Source organism: Paenibacillus sp. J53TS2 (assembly GCF_018403305.1).
Taxonomy (GTDB): domain Bacteria; phylum Bacillota; class Bacilli; order Paenibacillales; family Paenibacillaceae; genus Fontibacillus; species Fontibacillus rhizolycopersici.
In genome coordinates, this window is sequence record NZ_BOSK01000006.1 from 259,222 (window position 1) to 278,695 (window position 19,474).

Genomic DNA, 19,474 nt, shown 5'->3' on the forward strand with positions numbered 1-19,474 from the left:
GCATGATCGAAGGACCGGTGGTTATCGTTGCGACCCGCAATGCCGGGAAAGTGAAGGAGTTCGCCCATGCGTTGGCTCCGTTAGGCAAAGAGGTCCAGAGCTTGGCCGATTATCCGGAGGCACCGGAAGTTGAGGAAGATGGAACAACGTTCGCGGAGAATGCCCGTAAGAAGGCCAAAATGGTCGGCGACGCGCTTGGCCGGCCCGTGCTGGCCGACGATTCGGGGCTCTGCGTTGACCAGTTGGACGGGGCGCCGGGCGTCTACTCGGCAAGATATGCCGGGGAAGGCGCCAACGACGAGGACAACAACGAGAAGTTGCTTGCCGAGCTGGAGAAGCGGCGGCTTGGCGAAGATACGGAACAGCCGCTGTTGAGCACGGCGCGTTTTGTCTGCCACCTGGCTTTGTATGATCCGGCGAATGGGCAGTTTATCGAAGCCTCCGGCGAAGCCCAAGGCTGGATCACTTCCGACCCAGCGGGCGGCGGCGGGTTTGGTTATGACCCGCTGTTTTATCTGCCGGCCTACGACAAGACGTTCGCCGAGCTGACGCTGGAGGAGAAGCAGGCTGTCAGCCATCGGGGCGCTGCATTGCGAGCGTTGTCGGAGAAGCTGAGCGGGGCAGCCGCAGGGAAGTAGGTCTACGGTTCATTTTGCCCCAAAGGCCCAAAAAGGCCTAGTCGCCCGAAATTAACGCCAGGAAATACCGTTAATTTACGTCGAGGCGCTAGAATCGGTAAAATGAACATTAGGTTTTCCAGTTAGCGGCAGAAAAAAAGCAAGCCAGGTCCCCTGTGGGATCCCGGCTTGCTTTTTTGTGCTTTTTCTTAACGAATTTTCACGTTGTACTTGTTTAGCCAGAAGTTCACCTGCGACAAATAAGCGAACAATTGTGGGCCGCTCATCAGCTGGCCGAACCACGGCAGGTTGGAGGACGATTCCTTGGATGCGGCGATAGCGCGGATTTTGTCCGCATCGATCAGCGGCAGGATCGGCGAGGTGGGATCGTCGAGAATTTTCAGCATCTGATCGCGCACCGCGGTAAGGTAATTCGGATTATGCGTTTTGGGGTAAGGGCTTTTTTTGCGATACAACACGTCTTCAGGCAGGATGCCTTCGAGCGCTTTGCGCAGAATGCCTTTTTCCCGATTCCCCGTCGTTTTGATCTCCCACGGAATGTTCCAGACGTATTGCACCAGTCGATGGTCGCAATAAGGAACGCGAACCTCCAGTCCGGCAGCCATACTCATGCGGTCTTTGCGGTCGAGCAGTGTGGGCATGAACCGCGTGATGTTCAGGTATGACATCACTCGCATCCGGGCCCGTTCCCCCGTCTCCCCTTCCAGCTTCGGCGTCTCCCCTACCGCTTCGCTGTAACGATCGGCGATGTATTGTTCCGGTTTGATCCATTCGCGGATTTCCGGTGACAACAAATCGGCGCGCAGTCCCGTCGCCACCGACCACGGGAACGTTCCTGAATTCAGCAGCTCTTCACGGTGAAACCAGGGGTATCCGCCGAAAACTTCGTCCGCGGCTTCACCGGAGATGGCGACCGTCGCCCCTTTTTTGATTTCCCGGCAAAACAACAGCAGTGAAGCGTCAACGTCGGCCATCCCGGGAAGGTCGCGGGCAATCGTCGAATCGGGCAGGGCATCGACCAGCTCGGGGGTATCGAATTGGATCGCATGATGGGCGGTCTGTAACTCCTCTACCATGCGCTTAATCCATGGGCCATCTGCGCCGGGTTGATAGCTGTGAGCTTGAAAATGTTTGTCGTTGTCGACGTAATCGATCGAATACGTATGCACTTGACCTTGGCCGGTTCGCTTGTAGTAATCAACGGCCAGCGCGGTCAGCGCACTGGAGTCCAGACCTCCGGACAGCAAGGTGCACACCGGCACATCAGAGATGAGCTGGCGATCCATCGTATCCTGCAGCAGTTTGCGAATGGTGGCTGCGGTCTCTTCCACATTGTCCGTATGCGGCTCGGCTTCTAGCTTCCAATAGGCGTATTTGCGCAACCCGCTGCGGCTGAAGATCATGACGTGACCCGGACGCAGCTCCTTCAAATCCTTATATACGCCATGGCCAGGCGTCCGCGCCGGACCCATGACGAAAATTTCGGCAAGACCTTCGGGCCCAACGACAGGCTCCACCTTTGGATGGCGTAAAATCGCCTTCGGCTCGGAACCGAAGATCAGCGTACCGTCAATTTCGCTGTAGAATAGCGGTTTTACCCCAAGGCGGTCCCGGGCAAAAAAAACATGCTCCCGAACGCTGTCCCAAATCGCAAACGCATAGATCCCGTTCAGCCGGTACACGCAATCCGGCCCCCACTCGATATACGATTGCAGTAACACCTCCGTATCGCAGTTGGTACGAAACTTACGTCCTCTCCGCTGCAACTCAGCCTTCAGTTCAGGAGCATTATAAATCTCCCCATTATATACAATCGTAAACACCGCATCGTCTTCATGAATGATCATCGGCTGGGCCCCATTCTCGGGGTCCATGACGCTAAGGCGCCGATGTCCGAAAGCACACGGGCCGGAAATCCAAGTTCCCTGGGCATCGGGTCCCCGTTTTTCCAGACAGGACGTCATGGATAATACCAGATCCGATTCTTTGGTCAAGTCCCGGTTCCATTCGATAAAGCCGGTTATTCCGCACATTTTTGCTATCTCCTCTCCGCATTGCTTTACAGTCCCCGCTTGCCGACCGGGTGAAAAGTATTAACAAATTATGCCGAACAAGGGCATAAAATGTCTGTCCATTATGGAAAACTATGGCTTGAGGGCGGCAAAGCACGAGGTGAATACAAGCAATAGGAAGGAGGAATTCACTTGGAAAAGAGGCCTTTTTTCGTTTCTGTTCAAGGGCGCTCGCTGCTTGAGGATCCTGGAGCCGCGGCGTACGAATGGGAGGTCCAAGCAACCCGCCAGGAGGCGGACACCTTAAGCCATATGCTCGAGCAGTTGGGGGAGAAGGAGGAAAGCGGCTTTCTGGCTTTTACGTACCCTTGGCCGGATACGCCGGAGGGCGAGGTGAACCGCAGCTACGACAGCCTCCTGAACGCGTTGTACCGTGAGATTTATCGGCTGGGTACGGCAGAGACCCGGGCGCAAATGGAGCGTTCCGGTTTTGCGGCTCAGCTGTAGTTTCTTTGGATTCCACCCGAAAGGAGCAACACCTGTGACGTATTATATCAAGGACGCTGAGTTTCGGCGGATGGACGAGCATCAAGACCGGCCCTGCGCGGTGATTCAGGTGTACCCGGGGGCGGTGGGCGACCCCGATCTATTTGTTTACGTGGCTCGTGCTAAGGCGGAAAACGAGTATGAAATCATCCGAATGATTCGCAGCGATGCCGATTTGGAGATCGACTGGTACGATAATAGCCTGCATCAGGCGTTCGCCGACGTGGCGGAAGAACAGTTCGGAGACCGGGGGTGGCCGGAACCGGAAGCTCAACGTAAGGAGTTTCTGCAGAACCTGCTCGCCAATGAGCAGATTGCCGCCCGGCTGGAGCAGTTGCCTACTTGAGACCACGCCAAGATTTTGCCAAAAAGCGCTTTGAAAAAACAAAAGGGATGCGCTATAATTATTAACGCATCCTTTTTTCATACCTGTGTCCCAGTAGCTCAGCTGGATAGAGCAACGGCCTTCTAAGCCGTCGGTCGGGGGTTCGAATCCCTCCTGGGACGTAACAAGAGAGCACCCGTAAGGGTGCTTTTTTTTTGTTGCGTCCCAGGTTGGGATGAGAACCCCAACAGGGGTTCGTCGAAGCGAAACCGCCCGCGCAAGCGGGGCGGAGGAGCGGAGTCTCGAGCGTTGCGAGAGTACCCCGACTGGGACAGACAGAGCACCCGTAAGGGTGCTTTTTTTTGTTGCGTCCCAGGTTGGGATGAGAACCCCATCAGGGGTTCGTCGAAGCGAAACCGCCCGCGCAAGCGGGGCGGAGGAGCGGAGTCTCGTGTTCCCGATTTGGGTTGAGCTAGATGGATTTTCTACATCTATTTTCGTTGTTTTCAGGCAAAAGGAATAATTGAGTTGGAAATCCTACAGTTAAATCTACCCGAAATAGCCTCCAAACGAGAAATCAGGAAAAGCAACTGTAGATTTTCCACTTCGTACCGTCCCCAAGAGACAAAACCGAAAAATGAAGTGTAGGTTTTCCAGTTAATGATCCTTCCGGACAGAGGTATCATTCTACTTCATTATGTCCTAAATTGGGGCGAGCTCTCCTTAGGGAATTCATCGAAGCTAGGCTGCCCAAACAAGCAGGGCGGACGTGTGAAGTCTCGAGCGATGCGTGAGAGTACCTCGATACAGGACCGTCGTCCAACTAATTTAAAAAATCAAAAACCCCTTTGAGATCAAAGGGGTTGGAGGTTACTAGGTTATGGAGCGGGTGAAGGGAATCGAACCCTCGCCTCAAGCTTGGGAAGCTGGCGTTCTACCATTGAACTACACCCGCAAAAGCTAAGCAAGAAATATTATAACGCGAACCAAGAAGAGAATCAAGCCCCGCCAAATATTACCGGTCGGGGCTTTTGCTTGTTACTTGACGATGATTCTTCGGGCTGCTGCCATCCCTCTTAACTCGATGTTTAGTTTCTCCTTTTCTTCGGGGTTCAATTCCAGGCGTAATCCGTAATGTTGGCTTGAGGGCTCAAGCTCCTTCTGCCAGCGAATTTCCCCTGGAAAGGTGCGCATCTCGTCACTTAACCGTACATGCAGTAGGATGCGCAAGTCGTGAGAAGACGCGTGCAGATTCAATTCGGTGCGGACCCGGCAGCCCGATTTACTGATGTCGATTAGATCGATCTGAGCGGGCTTGCAGGGCAGCGGTTGCCCATCAATGGATAGGATTTCAAGCGAGGCCTCGATCGGCGGATACAGAGAGTAACGGAAAGGTTCAGTTCTTCTAGTTGTTGTCATAAATAAGATTATAGCGAAATTTGTCGAGAGATACATGGATTTTTCAAAGGAGGAGAGGGCGAAATTTTTTTTACATTTTTACATAACCTTACAATCTACGAGAATTGATTTAACAATTGTATACGACAATCAAATCGTAGTTACATATGCCAATATAAAAGGGTGAAATGAATGAAGACGAGTAAGGTATTGGGGATGATTTTGGCCTCCGCGGTCGTAGCGACGACGGCGATGGCATCAAGCGCAGCAGCTGAAGCCGGCCACAAGACGGCCGCAGCCAAATCTAGCGTAAGCCAGCTGAAAGTAGTGAATCAGAGCGTAGTCATCGACGGAACCAAAGTGTCGTTGAAATCCGTGTCGGTGAACAAAGCGGTCTTGTACTCGCTTCGCGACTTGGCCGGTGGACTCGGGGCAACCATTAAGCAATCCGGTGCCGAATTGACCGTTACCGACAGCCTGGGGCAACACGCAGTCACTTTGAAAGCTGGCGCGAAGGCATATCGGGTCGATGGAGTTAGCGCTCAGTTTACGGTTGCTCCGCAATCCGTACAAGGCTCGCTTTACGTAGAACCTGCCACGCTGATTCAAGCACTAGGAGGCGAAGTGCTCCCGGGTACAGGCGAGGTTCGCAGCACGGGACGCTTGAGCGGCCAATTCTCCGCCCCATGGTTCAACGCAGCTGGCAGTATCATTGTTAGCCAGGACGATGCAGAAACGGCACAGTTGTTCAAATTGGGCAATAACGGACAATTTGAACTCTTTTCCGATAACGGGAATCTCACTGGGGCTGCCTTGTCGCCTGACCTTACCACAGCGGCCTTTACGGATGAAAATGGCGCTTTGTTCTTGATCAATACAGGGAACGGTACCGTGAAGAAGCTTGGCTCCGACACCACGGTGAAGACGGATTTGACCTGGTCGGCGGACGGCAAGAAAATCTATTTCATCCAAGGCGACAAACAAGAGAAGATCGCATACATAAGCCTGGATACCGCTCAAGTGACGGAAGTGCTGGCGGATAAAGTGGAGAACAAAGCCGAGGTTCAAGTGTCTCCGGACGAGAAGAAGCTGGTGTATTTCGTTAACGTGACCGGCAAAGCCGAAACGGATAAAGAAGGCACGGAGGAATCGTTGACCATCGATTACTCTAAAGCGGGGACGCAAGTATACTCTCTGGAGCTTGGCAAGAAGGACGCTAAACCAGTGCAATTGACAAAAGAACTGGACAACAAATTGTATCTTTCCCTGCTTTCCGACGGCAGCGCGGCATATATCAGTGCCGATCCCGACGGGGCGACGGACGGCAGTGTGCTGAAGCTGATTTCGGCAGACGGTACCAAAATCAGTAACTTGGTCGCCGATGCAGACGTCTTATCGAGCCGCGTAGTTAACGGTAAGTTGGTCATTCTTGCTGAAGATGCCAACGGAAGCCATCTGTTTGAAGTGGCTCCAACCGGCGCGAAAACGGAATTGTATGGCACCAAAGCGTCCGTCTCCGAATGGTCCGTAGCGAAGAATGGAACGATCGTACTCATCGAGGACGGCAAGGTAATCTTGGTTCAAAGCGGCAAATCGACAGAGCTGACAAAATAATGGGATTCGGAAGGGGTTTATTTGAATGAACTGGTTGAAAAAATTATCATTGGTCGCGGTAGCCTCGGCAGTACTGCTGTCGACGACGATTTCGGGCTCTGCTTGGGCGAAAGATGACCTTAAGGGCAAAATTACGGTTAACGGCTCGACAGCGTTGCTGCCTCTGACTTTGCAAGCCGCCAAGGAGTTTCAAAAGCTGCATCCGAAAGTGAAGATCGCTGCTTCCGGTAAAGGCTCCGTAACTGGACCTCAAGCGGTTAAGAAGGGGATCGCGCAAATCGGCGCTTGCGACTGGGATGCCAGCACAGACGTTCCCGGATTTAAGGCGTTCGACGGGCAAGTAGCCAACAAAGTCGCAGTGATTCCGTTTGCTACGATCGTGAATAAGAGCGTGAGCGTGGACAGTCTGACGACCGAGCAACTGAAGGGCATTTTCGCTGGTAAAATCACCAACTGGAAAGAGGTTGGCGGCGATGACGAAGATATCGTGGTTATTACTCGCTCGTTTGGCTCGGGCACACGCGTTAACTACCAAGCCAAAGCGCTCGGCGGCGGGGATATCGTGAAAAAAGAAAAGAACTACAAGGAAGTTGGCTCCAGCGGCGACATGAAAACAGCCGTAGCCACGACGCCGAATTCGATCGGCTACATCGATTTAACGTATATCAGCGGGAAAGACATTAAAGCCGTGAAGCACAACGGAGTTGAAGCTTCTGTGGAGAATGTCATCAACGGCAAATATAAAATTTGGTCGTACGGTTATTACATGACGAAGGGTCAACCAACCGGCGCGACAAAAGCATTTATCGAATACGTACAAAGCAAGAAGTTCCAAGAAGGTTCCCTGAAAAAATTGAAATTCATTCCGATTTCGGCAATGAAATAAGCAGAAGCTTGCATTAACCCGGCCAGCCCCATCACCTACGGGGCTGGTCTTACGCATGGGAGGAACCAGGGTGAATCTACCTGCTCAACATACCGCATCGCACGCCGGAGCGGCATCCAAACCCCAGCGTGACCCGCATGGCCTAACGGCCGGGAATAAACGGGCACGGCTGATGGACCGGCTATTCAAGAATTACTTTCTGTTCAGCATTTTGGCCTTATGCCTCGTACTGGCAATGGTCGTTTTCTTTATCGGCAGGACCGCGATTCTGACCTTCGGGGAGGTTTCGTTTGCAGAATTCTTCTTCTCCTTCAATTGGACGCCGGAGGAGGATCGGTTCGGTGCTGCATTGTTTATCATTAACACGTTGTCCTTAACTGCGTTGACCATGATCATCGCGGTTCCGATTTCCGTAGGGATGGCGATCCTGATCGCAGAAATCGCCCCAAATTGGCTCAAAAAAATCATCCGTCCGCTGCTGGACCTGCTGGTCGGCATCCCCTCGATTGTTTACGGGTATCTCGGGTTGACGGTGCTGCTTCCATTCCTCCGCGATCTGAGCGGCGAGGGTTTGGGCGACGGGCTTCTGGCTGCCGCACTGGTTCTGACGATCATGATACTGCCAACGATCAGCCGTATCAGCGACGATGCGATCTCGGCCGTACCGAAGAAGTATCGCGACGCTTCCTACGCCTTGGGCTCGACTCGGTTGCAGACCATCTTTAAAGCCGTGCTGCCGGCGGCCGGACGGGGTATCGTTGCCGCTATCATTTTAGGGATGACCCGCGCCATCGGCGAGACCATGGCTGTGGTGATGGTCATCGGGAATACGCCTCAGCTGGCAAAGTCGCTGTTTGCGCCCGCCTCGGTGTTGACGAGTAATATCGTCATGCAAATCTCCAACGTAGAGTTCGAATCTACTTGGAATTACAGCTTGCATATGATGGCGTTTTTGCTGCTGCTCATTTCCTTCGCCCTGATTTTGCTCATCCGCTACGTCGGACGAAAGAGAGAGGTGTAGCCAATGAACGGGTTTCAACGATCCCGAAAATTTAGCCGTTCCTTGCTGTGGGACCGCGCTGCCACCGGTGTCTTTTATGGATTGGGAGCGCTGATCTTGCTGTTGATTGCTTGGCTGCTGTTTACGATCCTGAGCAAAGGGCTGCCGCAAATTTCCTGGGGGTTTCTGTTCAAGCTGCCGGAGGAGATCGATGCCGGCGGCGGCATCGGTCCGATGCTGTTCAACTCCTTTTACGTCCTCTTCCTCTCGCTGGTGATCTCGATTCCAATTGGCATCGGCGCGGGCATTTATATGGCGGAATACGCACCGAACAATCGGTTTACAGAAGTGCTGCGCATTTGCGTGGAATCGTTGTCCTCCGTGCCTTCGATTGTCTTCGGCATGCTGGGCTTGGCGATTTTCGCGGAATATTTCGGGATCGGCCTCACGATCCTTGGCGGGGCGGTTAGCCTGGCATTCCTCAACCTGCCCATGCTGGCTCGGGTAACGGAAGAGGCGGTTCGCGCCGTGCCAAACGATCTCAGAAATGCGGCTTACGCGCTGGGTACCACCCATTATCAAGCGATCCGTACGGTCGTGATCCCTGTGGCGATGCAGGCGATCGTCACCGGAATCTGTCTGGTGGCAGGCCGCGCATTCGGGGAGTCGGCCGTCATCATTTTGACGGCAGGACTCAGTACTTCGGGAGAAATGTGGGACTTCAATCTGTTCTCCCCCGGAGAAACCTTGGCCGTTCATCTTTGGTACGTCCAATCGGAGGCGATCGTCGAGGATGCCCGGGAGATCGCCGACAAATCGGCCGCCGTACTCGTGTTCGTCGTGCTGTTGATCAACTTGGTGTTCCGCGTACCGCTCTGGTTCAATAATCGTAAACTGAAGAGATAATGCCAGGCGTAGGAAGGAAAACTTGAAAAGCCGCGGGAGCGATTTGCTCCTGCGGCTTTATTTTGGCGGTATACCTGTTAGTTCTCAAGCACCGTGGTTTGCTGATGGACGGGTCAGCAGATCCCGGATATCCGATTCGATTTCCGCGGGCTCGGTGCGGGCGCCGTACCGCTTGACGATCGCTCCCTCCCGGTCCACAAGGAATTTCACGAAGTTCCACTCGATATCACCGGTGTCGTAAGGATCTGGCGTATGCTCCCGCAGATATCGGTACAACGGGTGAGCTTGCGCTCCGTTAACGTCGATTTTAGCGAAGAGCGGGAAGGTGACCTGATAATTCGTTTCGCAAAACGTCTTAATCTCTTCTTCACTTCCCGGCTCCTGCTCCGCAAATTGGTTGCAAGGAAAGCCAAGGACGGAGAAGCCTTGGTTCTTGTATTCGCTGTACAGGTGCTGCAGCCCAGCATAGTGTGGAGTCAACCCGCAGGCACTGGCGGTGTTCACGATCAATAGTACGTGGCCTTGGTAAGGTGCAAGCGTCGTTGTTTCGCCCGAGATGGTACGGACCTCGATATCGTAGATGCCCTTAGGCTCTGAACTCATAACATCACCTCTCGCATAATTGATAACGTTTACCTCTATTCTACTCCATAAGTTCCCAATATTTCAAATTTGAATAGATCGCCCGAAGAATAGCTGTCATAGACATGACATTAAGAAATTTTCTATTGTCTATCCTGTGAAAATGCTGTAAAGTAACTTATCAAACAAACATTTTTCTGTTTTGTGTCAGTTAACTTAACACTTCAATTGACCATAGTTCGATTAATCGTCACTTTTAGCGAAAAAACGGCAAAAAAATGTGATTTATCATATATCGCTTTGATCACAGCGGTTGCTTAAGTTCGGACTTTAGTTGGTTGCAGTGAGGAAGTGAGAATATACATTCGTCCGCTCTATAGGGACAGAACGACAGGGTCCGACCTTCTGCAAAACAGAGTTGGAAGGTAGTTGTATAACTTGTTGCTTTAGCAAATCACAGCAAGATAGAACGTTTGCACATTTGTCTGCCATTGACGGACATTGTCGAAACCGCGACATTCCATTTTTTCAGGAAAAGAGGCTGTAACATGATTCAACCCATTTTGCAGATTGAGGATTTGCACACCCACTTTTTTACCGATCGAGGCGAAATCCCTGCGGTGGACGGCGTGAACCTGTATGTCAATCCGGGGGAGGTGCTAGGCGTCGTTGGGGAATCGGGCTGCGGCAAGAGCGTAACCTCATTGTCGATCTTAAAGCTCATCCCACAGCCTCCCGGCAAAATCACCAGCGGGTCGATCTTGTTTAAAGGGCAGGATATCGTCCCGATGAAAGAACGGGAAATGCGATCGATTCGCGGGAACTCCATCTCGATGATTTTTCAGGAACCGATGACGTCGCTGAATCCATTGTTTACGGTCGGCCAGCAGATTGGAGAGACGGTCCGGTTGCACCGAGGGTTAAGTAAAAAGGAAGCCCGCGAGCATACGATTGACATGCTGAAAAAGGTCGGCATACCAAGACCGGAAGCCATTATCGACGAATATCCCCACCAGTTATCCGGCGGGATGAGGCAGCGGGTCATGATCGCGATGGCGATCTCCTGTAATCCTGAGCTGCTGATCGCTGACGAACCGACTACGGCGCTCGATGTGACCATCCAGGCGCAAATCCTTGACCTCATTCGGCGATTGAACGAAGAGAATGGTACCGCCGTGATGATGATTACCCACGATCTTGGGGTCGTTGCTGAAATGTGCCACCGCGTTGCGGTCATGTATGCCGGAAAGGTCGTAGAGGAAGGTAGTGTACGGGATATTTTCAAAAATCCGCTGCACCCCTACACGCAAGGGCTGATCAAGTCAGTGCCGCGTATGGACGAGGAACGCAAGCGACTGTTCTCCATCCCAGGCAACGTGCCCATTTTGAACACTCAGATGAAGGGGTGCCGCTTTGCCGAACGTTGTCCGCACGCAATGCCGATTTGCCTGGAACAGCTGCCCGAACTGAGGGAATACGAAACGGCGCACAACTGCCGGTGCTGGCTCCATGAAACGCCACAGGAGGAAGTCGTATGAGTGAACCATTACTGCAAGTAGAGCATCTGAAAAAATACTATCCCCTCGGGGGCGGTTGGTTCGGCCAGACACAACAATTCGTCAAAGCAGTGGACGACATCTCGTTTACGGTGTATAAGGGCGAAACGTTTGGGCTGGTAGGGGAAAGCGGCTGCGGGAAATCGACGACAGGCCGTTCCTTGCTCCGGTTGATCGAGCCGACCGGCGGGAAAGTGATGTTTGAAGGGGAAGAAATCACGGCCCTGTCTCCGGAAGCGCTGCGTAAGAAACGCAAAGATATGCAGATCGTATTCCAGGATCCATTCTCATCGCTGGACCCGCGCCATACCGTACAACGTATCCTTGAGGAACCGTTGATCGTACACGGCGTGGGCAACGCCAAGGAACGGCGAGCGATGATCGACCGATTAATCGACGTCGTTGGCCTGACACAAAGTCATTTGCAGCGTTATCCGCATCAGTTCTCCGGCGGACAGCGGCAGCGGATTGGCATTGCAAGGGCGTTGTCCTTGCAGCCGAAGCTGATCGTCGCCGACGAGCCCGTCTCGGCGCTCGACGTGTCGATCCAGTCGCAGGTGGTGAACCTGCTTCAGGATCTGCAGGAGGAATTCGGCTTGACTTATATCTTTATCGCCCACGACCTTAGCGTCGTGAAGCATATCTGCGATCGGGTCGCGGTGATGTATCTAGGCCGGATCGTCGAGATCGCCGACAAGCACAAGTTATATTCGGCGCCTCAGCATCCGTACACGCAGGCGCTCCTGTCCGCGGTTCCGGAGCCCGATCCGGACAAGAAGGCAGAACGGATCATCCTGCAGGGCGAAGTGCCCAGCCCGGCCAATGCGCCGGTCGGCTGCGCGTTCCATACGCGGTGTCCGATGGCGATGGAGGTCTGTCGGACGCACCGCCCAGAGTTGGCCGAGACGGAAGCGGGCCATTTGACGGCGTGTCACTTGTTCACGGAAGCGAAGACGGCAGGAAGCGCGAGTTTAGCGTAAGGGTTAGGTTTCGAGCACCGAGAAGGTTGGATGAAGCTAGGGAGTGAGTAGCGGAGCGTAGCTGGAAGCTACGTGAGCAACGGAAGGACCGGCTGAATTCAAGATTCGACGCCGATGATGCTTCACCTGACTTGCATCGTGATCGAAAGATGACGTTTTGAACTACCATTTCAATAAAGGTTCAAAAGGTTAGGTTTCGAGCACCGAGAAGGTTGGATGAAGCTAGGGAGTGAGTAGCGGAGCGTAGCTGGAAGCTACGTGAGCAACGGAAGGACCGGCTAAATTCAAGATTCGACGCCGATGATGCTTCACCTGACTTGCATCGTGATCGAAGGATGACGTTTTGAACTACCATAATGGTTTATAGCTGGGAACTAAGCCCGGCTTCTTATAAACAAGAAATTATATATCGTGATTCAGAAGGGAGCCACAATATGAAAGCAAAGAGATGGAGTAGTGTCGTTTTAGTCATGATGCTTAGCGCAGCCGTTGCCTTGACGGGTTGCGGAGGGAACAACAATGCCGGCAGCAGCAATACTGGCGGAACCAATGCGGGTACGAATACGGAAGCGAACGCTCCGGCTAATTCCGCCCAAGACACCTTGATTGTCGGTCGCGGTGGGGATTCTGCATCCCTGGATCCGGCGATCGTCACGGACGGAGAATCGCTGAAAATCGCGCACCAAGTGTTCGACTCCCTGCTGGAGTACAAAGAAGGAACTACAGAGGTTCAGGGTTCCCTGGCCGACAGCTGGACCGTGTCCGATGACGGTTTGAAATACACCTTCAAGCTGCGTCAAGGCGTGAAATTCCATGACGGCACCGAATTTAACGCCGATGCGGTCGTATTCAACTTCAACCGTTGGACGGATCCGAGCAGCGAATTCAAATTCGAAGGCGACTCCTTCGACTATTATGATTCCATGTTTGGTCCGGACGGCAAACGCGTCATTAAAGAGGTTAAAGCCGTTGACCCAAGCACGGTAGAATTCACATTGAACCAGCCGCAAGCTCCATTCTTGCAAAACCTGGCTATGACCTCCTTCGGAATCGCCAGCCCGACGGCCATCCAGGAGAAGAAGGAGAACTTCAAGAACGAACCGGTTGGCACAGGTCCATTCGTGTTCAAAGAGTGGAAACGCAACGATTCGATCACGTTGGAGAAGAACGCAAGCTACTGGAAAGAAGGCCTTCCGAAGCTGAATAAAGTCATCGTTCGCTCGATTCCGGACAACTCTGCACGCTTCAATGCCTTGCAAAGCGGAGAGATCGATTTGATGGAAGACTTGAGCCCGGACGATCTGGCGACGCTGGAAGCCAACCCGGACCTGCAAAAGATCGAGCGTCCTTCCAACAACGTTGGTTACGTCGGCTTCAACACGAAGAAAGAACCGTTTAACAACGTGAAAGTAAGACAAGCGATGAACTATGCTGTCGACAAGCAAGCGATCATTGACGCTTTCTTCGCCGGCCAAGCGGAACCTGCCAAGAACCCGATGCCGCCGTCCCTGTGGGGCTACAACGACAGCATCGCCGATTACGAGTTTGATCCAGAGAAAGCTAAATCATTGCTGGCGGAAGCAGGTTATCCGAACGGCTTGCCTGGTGAATACGTCTTTTATGCCATGCCAGTATCCCGTCCGTATATGCCAGACGGCAAGAAAGTTGCCGAAGTCATTCAACAAAACTTCGAAGCCGTTGGCGTGAAGGTTGTCATTGAGTCTCCGGAATGGGCCACTTATCTGGATGATGCACAAGCCGGCGAGAAAGACGATCTGTACATGCTGGGCTGGACCGGCGACAACGGTGACCCTGACAACTTCTTGTACACGTTGCTGGACAAAGACGCGATTCCGTCTAACAACTACAGCTACTATGCGAACGACGAGCTTCATGAATTATTAGTCGCGGCGCAAAAAGAAACCGAGCAATCGAAACGTGAAGAGTTGTATAAACAAGCTCAAGAAATTATCAAAGCCGACGCTCCATGGATTCCGCTCGTGCATACGACGCCGCTCTTGGCAGCGAAAGCAAATCTGAAAGGTTATGTTCCGGCGCCGACAGGTACGGAGTACTACAGCAATATCTATTTCGAATAACAGGCGGTATCTTAACGCCTCTGGCAGGTGAACCTCATCTTGAAAGCTTATGTATTGAAACGAATCCTCATCATGGTTCCTGTCCTGATCGGCATGACGATTATCGTATTTTCCATTATCCATGCGATTCCCGGTGATCCTGCGGAAACGATTCTGGGTCAGAAAGCGACCGAGCAGTCCAAAGAGGCGCTTCGCGAGCAGCTTGGCCTGAACAATCCGTGGTATCAGCAGTATTTCGCGTACATGGGGGATTTGCTGAAAGGGGATCTGGGGCAATCGATCCGCACAAGAGTGCCGATTGCCCAAGAGATCACTCCGTATCTGGCGGCAACGGCAGAATTGACCGTGGCGGCCATGGCGTTTGCGATTTTCTTCGGCGTGAACGCCGGCATTATCAGCGCCTGGAAGCAAAACTCTTGGTTCGATTACATCTGCATGCTGATCGCGCTCATCGGGGTGTCGATGCCGATCTTCTGGCTAGGGTTGATGGAACAGTGGATCTTCTCGCTCAAGCTCCATTGGCTGCCTTCGATCGGGCGCATGAATCAACGGGATCCGGTAGAAGCCGTCACCAATCTATATCTGATCGACAGCCTCATCGCGGGTCGATGGGATCAGTTATGGACGGTGTGCAAGCATTTGATTTTGCCAAGTGTGGCTCTGGGTACGATTCCGATGGCGGTCATCGCCCGAATGACGCGATCCAGCATGCTCGAAGTCATGAACTCGGATTTCGTTCGTACGGCTAAAGCCAAAGGGTTGTCGCAATTCATCGTCGTTTATAAGCATGCTTTGAAAAATGCCTTTATTCCCGTGCTGACGGTCATCGGTCTACAAACAGGTGCGCTGCTTGGCGGCGCGGTTCTGACCGAAACGATTTTCGCCTGGCCGGGCGTAGGACGGTACATTTACGAGGCAATCAGCTCGCGTGATTATCCGGTCATTCAGTCCGGCATCCTGATTATTGCCTTTCTGTTCGTCGTCATTAATCTGATTGTGGATTTGCTGTATGCGGCGGTGGATCCGCGCATCCGTTACCGGTAAAGGAGGGAAACCATGGCACAAGCAACTACGGCAACATCTAACGGAACTACCTCCATCCCGGCCGAGAAGGTTTCCGGACCTTGGCGCGATGCGTGGAGAGCGTTCCGCAAGAATAAAATCGCGATGGTGGGCCTCATCATGATCGGCTTCTTCATCTTAATCGCGCTACTGGCCCCGGTCATCGCCCCTTATGAATACGATACGCAGGCACTACGTGATCGATTGAAGGCTCCGTCCTCGGCCCATTGGTTCGGGACAGACGATCTCGGGCGGGATTTGTTTACCCGCGTGCTATACGGCGCCCGCATCTCCTTGTGGGTGGGGACGTTTTCCGTGGTGGGATCGATTATTCTGGGGACGCTGTTCGGCATTTTGGCGGGATTCTATGGCAAATGGATCGATATGGTGATCTCGCGCTTATTCGATATTTTGCTGGCGTTCCCAAGCATTTTGCTGGCGATCGCGATCGTGGCCATTCTTGGCCCGTCTCTGCAGAATGCGCTGCTCGCCATCGCTATCGTTAACATTCCGACCTATGGCCGGCTAGTTCGGGCGAAGGTATTGAGTTTGAAAAATGAAGAGTATATTACCGCCGCTCGTGCAATCGGGATGAAGAACAGCGCGATTTTGCTGCGGCACATCCTGCCCAACAGCTTGACGCCGATTATCGTACAGGGCACTTTAGGTATCGCCACAGCGATCATCGAAGCAGCCGCCCTTGGCTTCCTCGGTCTAGGCGCGCAGCCGCCTACACCGGAATGGGGCAAAATGCTGTCCGACTCGCGTCAGTTTATCGCCACCGCTCCGTGGACGGTCGTATTCCCGGGGGTTTCGATCATGCTGACTGTACTTGCGTTTAACCTGATGGGCGACGGTTTGCGCGACGCACTGGATCCTCGGATGAAGAGTTAAGTTGTTAAGAATCGACTGCCGGGAGGTTTCCCGGCAGTTTTTTTGTGTGCTGTGCCTAATATACGGAGTATGAGTTTGCGGGTATAATTTAGGCGTAAGCTAAAGAGAGTGGCAAGGATGAGGAGGCGGCGGGATGGCCAGAAAAGCTAGAAAAGTGACGATTGTCGGATCCGGTCTGGTCGGAACGGCTTGCGCTTATTCCATGATCAACCAATCGGTCTGCGACGAGATCATGATGATTGATCGGACGTATGATCGCGCGGAGGCGCATGCGCTGGATTTATCGCATTGCATGGATTTTACGCAAGCTCGCACGAAAGTTTCGGCCGGCCGGCTGGAAGATTGCCGCGATATGGATGTGGTTGTACTGACAGCGGGGGCGAATCCGAAGCCAGGGCAAACGAGACTGGACGTCTTGGAAGAGGCGGAAAAAATCACGCGGGATATCGTCAGTCGCATTGTCGGCGGAGGGTTTGACGGGGTATTTGTTGTAGCCGCAAATCCGGTCGATATCGTCACGTACATCGTGCGCGAGGTATCCGGGTTCCCGAGGAATCGAGTGATCGGCACCGGCACCTCGATCGATTCAGCCCGGCTGAAAACGCTGCTGTCGGAGGTGTTTTCGATCGACCCGCGCAGCGTTAACGGGTACGCGATGGGCGAGCACGGCGAATCGCAGTTTGTCGCCTGGTCACATGTCACGATAGGTGGGAAGCCGCTGTTGCACATTCTGGAGCAGCACAAGGAGCGGTTCCGCCACGTCGATTTGGACGAAATTGCGCAGAAGACCAAGGACGCAGGCTGGGAAATATTTACGCGCAAGGGCAATACGCAGTTCGGGATCGGCAATGCGCTGGCCTACATCGTGCGATCCATACTGAATGATGAGCATAAGATCATCGCCGTCTCCGCTGTATTGGAGGGAGAGTACGGGCAGACGGGCGTCTGCGCCGGGGTGCCCGCCATCATTGGCGATGGTGGGATCGAAGAGGTACTGGAGTTGAACTTGACTTGGGAGGAACAGCGCAAATTCGCGCATTCCTGCGGGATTATGAAGACGGCGATCGCCAGTCTCCACGCTTAATCTGCGGCTGCAGGTAATTGGCAGCCTCTGAGCATCGATCCGAACGGATCGGTGCTCTTTTTTTCTGAAGAGGTGTGTACCTTCATCATGTAAGTTCCGGGAAGGAGCGTTAGATCATCCTCAAGGAGGTTCTGCCGGAAGGCTTCTTCATTATATAGTAGAAAAAAAGCTGAAGGAGGTCCCGGAAACGACGGGGGACATCGTGATATCCATTCTGGCGGAGCTCGGGGACGATGCGGCCAGCCAGGCGATCGGCATTTTTGTGGAGGGATTTTACGACACGCTGCGCTTCTTCTCGGTGAACCCGGTTAGATTGGCGAAGGAGGCCCGGTGAAGAGGGGGGGGGACAGTCGGTTAAACGACGAGCTCATTCCTGGCTTTGGTGGATGATAATGGAATGTTTAGGACTTTACAGGAACATACATTCGGTTTATGATGAGAGAAGTTAAGCATAGGGAGGGTATTCATATGCCATTTTGCAAGGTAAGCCAAGCAGAACTTTATTATGAAGAGAAGGGTTCGGGGCGCCCGATCGTGATGATTCACGGTTTCACACCCGATCATCGGCTGATGAGCGGCTGTATGGAGCCGGTGTTCGAGAAGCGTGAAGGTTGGCGGCGGATCTACCTTGATTTACCGGGGATGGGGCGCTCACGCAATTATGCGGATATCGAGAGTACGGACGGGATGCTGGACGCCGTGCTGGAACTGATCGACAAGCTGATCCCCGAATCGAACTTCGCGGTAGCCGGCGAGTCATACGGTGGGTATTTGACAAGAGGGATCATTGCCCGTCGGTCTCAGCGAGTCGAGGGTGCGGCGTTGATTTGCCCTATGGTTGTACCGGACAAGGAGCGCGCGTTACCACCGCATACAGTATTTTACGAGGACCCGATGCTAATTGCCGAACTACAACCCGAGGAGTACGCGGATTTTCGCTCGATGGGGGTTGTTTTAGACCGACGCGCTTGGGAAAGGTATGCCGAGGAGATCGTCCCCGGGTGCCGTCTGGCGGATGCGGCTTTTTTGGACAAGATTCGGAAGCGGTATGGGTTTTCTTTTTCCATCGATCAGGAGGCGTTTGCAGCTCCTTCGTTATTCTTGCTCGGCAAGCAGGATGCGACGGTTGGGTATGCCGATGCGCTTCAATTATTGGAGCAGTATCCACGCGGTACGTTTGCCGTCATGGATCGGGCGGGACACAACCTACAGATCGATCAGGAAAATGCGTTTAACGTGTTGGTGAACGAGTGGCTGGATCGGGTTGAAGAAGCTTGGGATAAGGAATGATGAGTTGAGATCGGGTTGTGGTAGGCAGACTAGAATACGATTTTGACTGACCCGGGTGAAATTTGGTGGAGGTGTTCCGGAACGTATGAGTTCAAGACCAAGCCTTTAACTCGCGCCGGATGATCCTGCCTGAAGAAAAGTCGCCAATATCGATGTGGACGTGTGGCGTGAATGAATCCGGCAGTCGGTCGAGCATTTGCAGAGGGTGAATCCGAACGAGAATAAAGGGGATTAGCTAGTAAACGGCTCTTTCTTTGTGTCGGAAACGGCGCGGGGACGGGGAGTTGGGCCAGGGTGGCGGCGTTCGCATGAAATGTATGCGAAAAATCGAATAGAATCCGCGGATTCCAGAGTTTTTGGCGAATTATAGCTGATTTTTCATACATATTTGACCTGGCGGAGGCTAAAAGCCCAAAATCTATATGAAATTTCGTATAGAATTCACGATATCTGCCGTTTTGATCTGAATATAATCGAAATTTCGAATAGATTTCGGCGGCAGCAACGACCAGGCTTCGACGAACCCTTAGGGGTTCTCATCCCAACCTGGGATATATCCAAAAAGAGCACCCATATGGGTGCTCTTTTTGTACCAGTCGGGG

At 53.0% G+C, this 19,474-nt stretch carries 18 protein-coding genes and 2 tRNA genes; 16 read left to right on the forward strand and 4 right to left on the reverse strand.

The window, feature by feature from the left end:
- The first annotated feature begins 2 nt into the window (after positions 1–2).
- Entirely contained in the window at positions 3–638 is a 636-nt protein-coding gene (locus tag KJS42_RS15385; RefSeq protein ID WP_213623350.1) for an XTP/dITP diphosphatase, read from the forward strand.
- Positions 639–826: 188 nt separating this feature from the next.
- Here the strand turns inward: KJS42_RS15385 and asnB are convergent, their stop codons facing one another.
- Positions 827–2,671 carry an asparagine synthase (glutamine-hydrolyzing) gene (gene asnB, locus KJS42_RS15390; protein ID WP_213623351.1) on the reverse strand — a complete coding sequence of 615 codons (1,845 nt, stop codon included), beginning with the start codon at positions 2,669–2,671 and terminating at the stop codon, positions 827–829.
- A gap of 171 nt (positions 2,672–2,842) precedes the next feature.
- Between asnB and KJS42_RS15395 the strand changes: the two genes are divergently transcribed.
- The 3 genes from KJS42_RS15395 to KJS42_RS15405 all read left to right on the forward strand — a co-directional run bounded on the left by KJS42_RS15395 (position 2,843) and on the right by KJS42_RS15405 (position 3,703).
- The gene (locus KJS42_RS15395; protein ID WP_193418119.1) at positions 2,843–3,157 is read left to right on the forward strand and encodes a hypothetical protein; all 315 of its coding nucleotides are present in this window, start codon (positions 2,843–2,845) and stop codon (positions 3,155–3,157) included.
- 34 nt (positions 3,158–3,191) lie between these two features.
- Positions 3,192–3,542 (forward strand): hypothetical protein, encoded by a 351-nt coding sequence (locus KJS42_RS15400; protein ID WP_244868507.1) that lies wholly within the window; start codon positions 3,192–3,194, stop codon positions 3,540–3,542.
- Between the two features lie 87 nt (positions 3,543–3,629).
- Positions 3,630–3,703 (forward strand) — tRNA-Arg (locus tag KJS42_RS15405).
- Between the two features lie 699 nt (positions 3,704–4,402).
- Here KJS42_RS15405 and KJS42_RS15410 read toward each other — a convergent pair.
- Both KJS42_RS15410 and KJS42_RS15415 read right to left on the reverse strand, forming a co-directional pair.
- Positions 4,403–4,476, reverse strand: a tRNA-Gly gene (locus KJS42_RS15410).
- A gap of 83 nt (positions 4,477–4,559) precedes the next feature.
- Positions 4,560–4,940 (reverse strand): PilZ domain-containing protein, encoded by a 381-nt coding sequence (locus KJS42_RS15415; protein ID WP_167521210.1) that lies wholly within the window; start codon positions 4,938–4,940, stop codon positions 4,560–4,562.
- Between the two features lie 171 nt (positions 4,941–5,111).
- Here KJS42_RS15415 and KJS42_RS15420 point away from each other — a divergent pair, with 171 nt between their 5' ends.
- The 4 genes from KJS42_RS15420 to pstA all read left to right on the forward strand — a co-directional run bounded on the left by KJS42_RS15420 (position 5,112) and on the right by pstA (position 9,325).
- Positions 5,112–6,533 (forward strand): stalk domain-containing protein, encoded by a 1,422-nt coding sequence (locus KJS42_RS15420; RefSeq protein ID WP_213623353.1) that lies wholly within the window; start codon positions 5,112–5,114, stop codon positions 6,531–6,533.
- Between the two features lie 25 nt (positions 6,534–6,558).
- The gene (locus tag KJS42_RS15425; protein WP_155606317.1) at positions 6,559–7,419 is read left to right on the forward strand and encodes a phosphate ABC transporter substrate-binding protein; all 861 of its coding nucleotides are present in this window, start codon (positions 6,559–6,561) and stop codon (positions 7,417–7,419) included.
- Between the two features lie 70 nt (positions 7,420–7,489).
- Complete coding sequence (gene pstC / locus KJS42_RS15430; RefSeq protein ID WP_244868508.1) at positions 7,490–8,440, forward strand: phosphate ABC transporter permease subunit PstC; 951 nt, start codon at positions 7,490–7,492, stop codon at positions 8,438–8,440.
- A 3-nt stretch (positions 8,441–8,443) separates the two neighbouring features.
- Positions 8,444–9,325: a phosphate ABC transporter permease PstA gene (pstA, locus tag KJS42_RS15435; RefSeq protein ID WP_155606319.1), complete on the forward strand. Its 882-nt coding sequence runs from the start codon at positions 8,444–8,446 to the stop codon at positions 9,323–9,325.
- An 84-nt stretch (positions 9,326–9,409) separates the two neighbouring features.
- Here the strand turns inward: pstA and KJS42_RS15440 are convergent, their stop codons facing one another.
- Positions 9,410–9,928, reverse strand: coding sequence for a glutathione peroxidase (locus KJS42_RS15440; protein ID WP_213623354.1), 519 nt, complete (start codon positions 9,926–9,928; stop codon positions 9,410–9,412).
- Positions 9,929–10,455: 527 nt separating this feature from the next.
- On the opposite strand from KJS42_RS15440, the gene KJS42_RS15445 reads away from it, so the two are divergent.
- The 8 genes from KJS42_RS15445 to KJS42_RS15475 all read left to right on the forward strand — a co-directional run bounded on the left by KJS42_RS15445 (position 10,456) and on the right by KJS42_RS15475 (position 18,872).
- Positions 10,456–11,445: an ABC transporter ATP-binding protein gene (locus KJS42_RS15445; protein WP_193418114.1), complete on the forward strand. Its 990-nt coding sequence runs from the start codon at positions 10,456–10,458 to the stop codon at positions 11,443–11,445.
- Entirely contained in the window at positions 11,442–12,443 is a 1,002-nt protein-coding gene (locus KJS42_RS15450; RefSeq protein WP_213623355.1) for an ABC transporter ATP-binding protein, read from the forward strand. The genes KJS42_RS15445 and KJS42_RS15450 overlap by 4 nt, the downstream gene beginning before the upstream one ends.
- A 434-nt stretch (positions 12,444–12,877) precedes the next feature.
- Positions 12,878–14,542 carry an ABC transporter substrate-binding protein gene (locus tag KJS42_RS15455; protein WP_213623356.1) on the forward strand — a complete coding sequence of 555 codons (1,665 nt, stop codon included), beginning with the start codon at positions 12,878–12,880 and terminating at the stop codon, positions 14,540–14,542.
- A gap of 39 nt (positions 14,543–14,581) precedes the next feature.
- A complete protein-coding gene (locus KJS42_RS15460; RefSeq protein ID WP_193418108.1) occupies positions 14,582–15,586 on the forward strand; it encodes an ABC transporter permease in 1,005 nt (334 codons plus the stop codon).
- 12 nt (positions 15,587–15,598) lie between these two features.
- Positions 15,599–16,498, forward strand: a complete 900-nt coding sequence (gene nikC / locus KJS42_RS15465; RefSeq protein WP_155606325.1) for a nickel transporter permease — start codon at positions 15,599–15,601, stop codon at positions 16,496–16,498.
- 133 nt (positions 16,499–16,631) lie between these two features.
- Positions 16,632–17,582, forward strand: a complete 951-nt coding sequence (locus KJS42_RS15470; protein ID WP_213623357.1) for an L-lactate dehydrogenase — start codon at positions 16,632–16,634, stop codon at positions 17,580–17,582.
- Between the two features lie 202 nt (positions 17,583–17,784).
- On the forward strand, positions 17,785–17,916 hold the full coding sequence (locus KJS42_RS23295) for a hypothetical protein (protein WP_280516409.1): 132 nt from the start codon (positions 17,785–17,787) through the stop codon (positions 17,914–17,916).
- 134 nt (positions 17,917–18,050) lie between these two features.
- Positions 18,051–18,872, forward strand: coding sequence for an alpha/beta fold hydrolase (locus tag KJS42_RS15475; RefSeq protein ID WP_213623358.1), 822 nt, complete (start codon positions 18,051–18,053; stop codon positions 18,870–18,872).
- The last annotated feature ends 602 nt before the right edge of the window (positions 18,873–19,474 follow it).

Coding starts and splice junctions, on each gene's coding strand:
- KJS42_RS15385 (WP_213623350.1), top strand. CDS start 3: ATGATCGAAGGACCGGTGGTTATCGTTGCGACCCGCAATGCCGGGAAA.
- asnB (WP_213623351.1), bottom strand. CDS start 2,671: ATGTGCGGAATAACCGGCTTTATCGAATGGAACCGGGACTTGACCAAA.
- KJS42_RS15415 (WP_167521210.1), bottom strand. CDS start 4,940: ATGACAACAACTAGAAGAACTGAACCTTTCCGTTACTCTCTGTATCCG.
- KJS42_RS15420 (WP_213623353.1), top strand. CDS start 5,112: ATGAAGACGAGTAAGGTATTGGGGATGATTTTGGCCTCCGCGGTCGTA.
- KJS42_RS15425 (WP_155606317.1), top strand. CDS start 6,559: ATGAACTGGTTGAAAAAATTATCATTGGTCGCGGTAGCCTCGGCAGTA.
- pstA (WP_155606319.1), top strand. CDS start 8,444: ATGAACGGGTTTCAACGATCCCGAAAATTTAGCCGTTCCTTGCTGTGG.
- KJS42_RS15440 (WP_213623354.1), bottom strand. CDS start 9,928: ATGAGTTCAGAGCCTAAGGGCATCTACGATATCGAGGTCCGTACCATC.
- KJS42_RS15445 (WP_193418114.1), top strand. CDS start 10,456: ATGATTCAACCCATTTTGCAGATTGAGGATTTGCACACCCACTTTTTT.
- KJS42_RS15450 (WP_213623355.1), top strand. CDS start 11,442: ATGAGTGAACCATTACTGCAAGTAGAGCATCTGAAAAAATACTATCCC.
- KJS42_RS15455 (WP_213623356.1), top strand. CDS start 12,878: ATGAAAGCAAAGAGATGGAGTAGTGTCGTTTTAGTCATGATGCTTAGC.
- nikC (WP_155606325.1), top strand. CDS start 15,599: ATGGCACAAGCAACTACGGCAACATCTAACGGAACTACCTCCATCCCG.
- KJS42_RS15470 (WP_213623357.1), top strand. CDS start 16,632: ATGGCCAGAAAAGCTAGAAAAGTGACGATTGTCGGATCCGGTCTGGTC.
- KJS42_RS15475 (WP_213623358.1), top strand. CDS start 18,051: ATGCCATTTTGCAAGGTAAGCCAAGCAGAACTTTATTATGAAGAGAAG.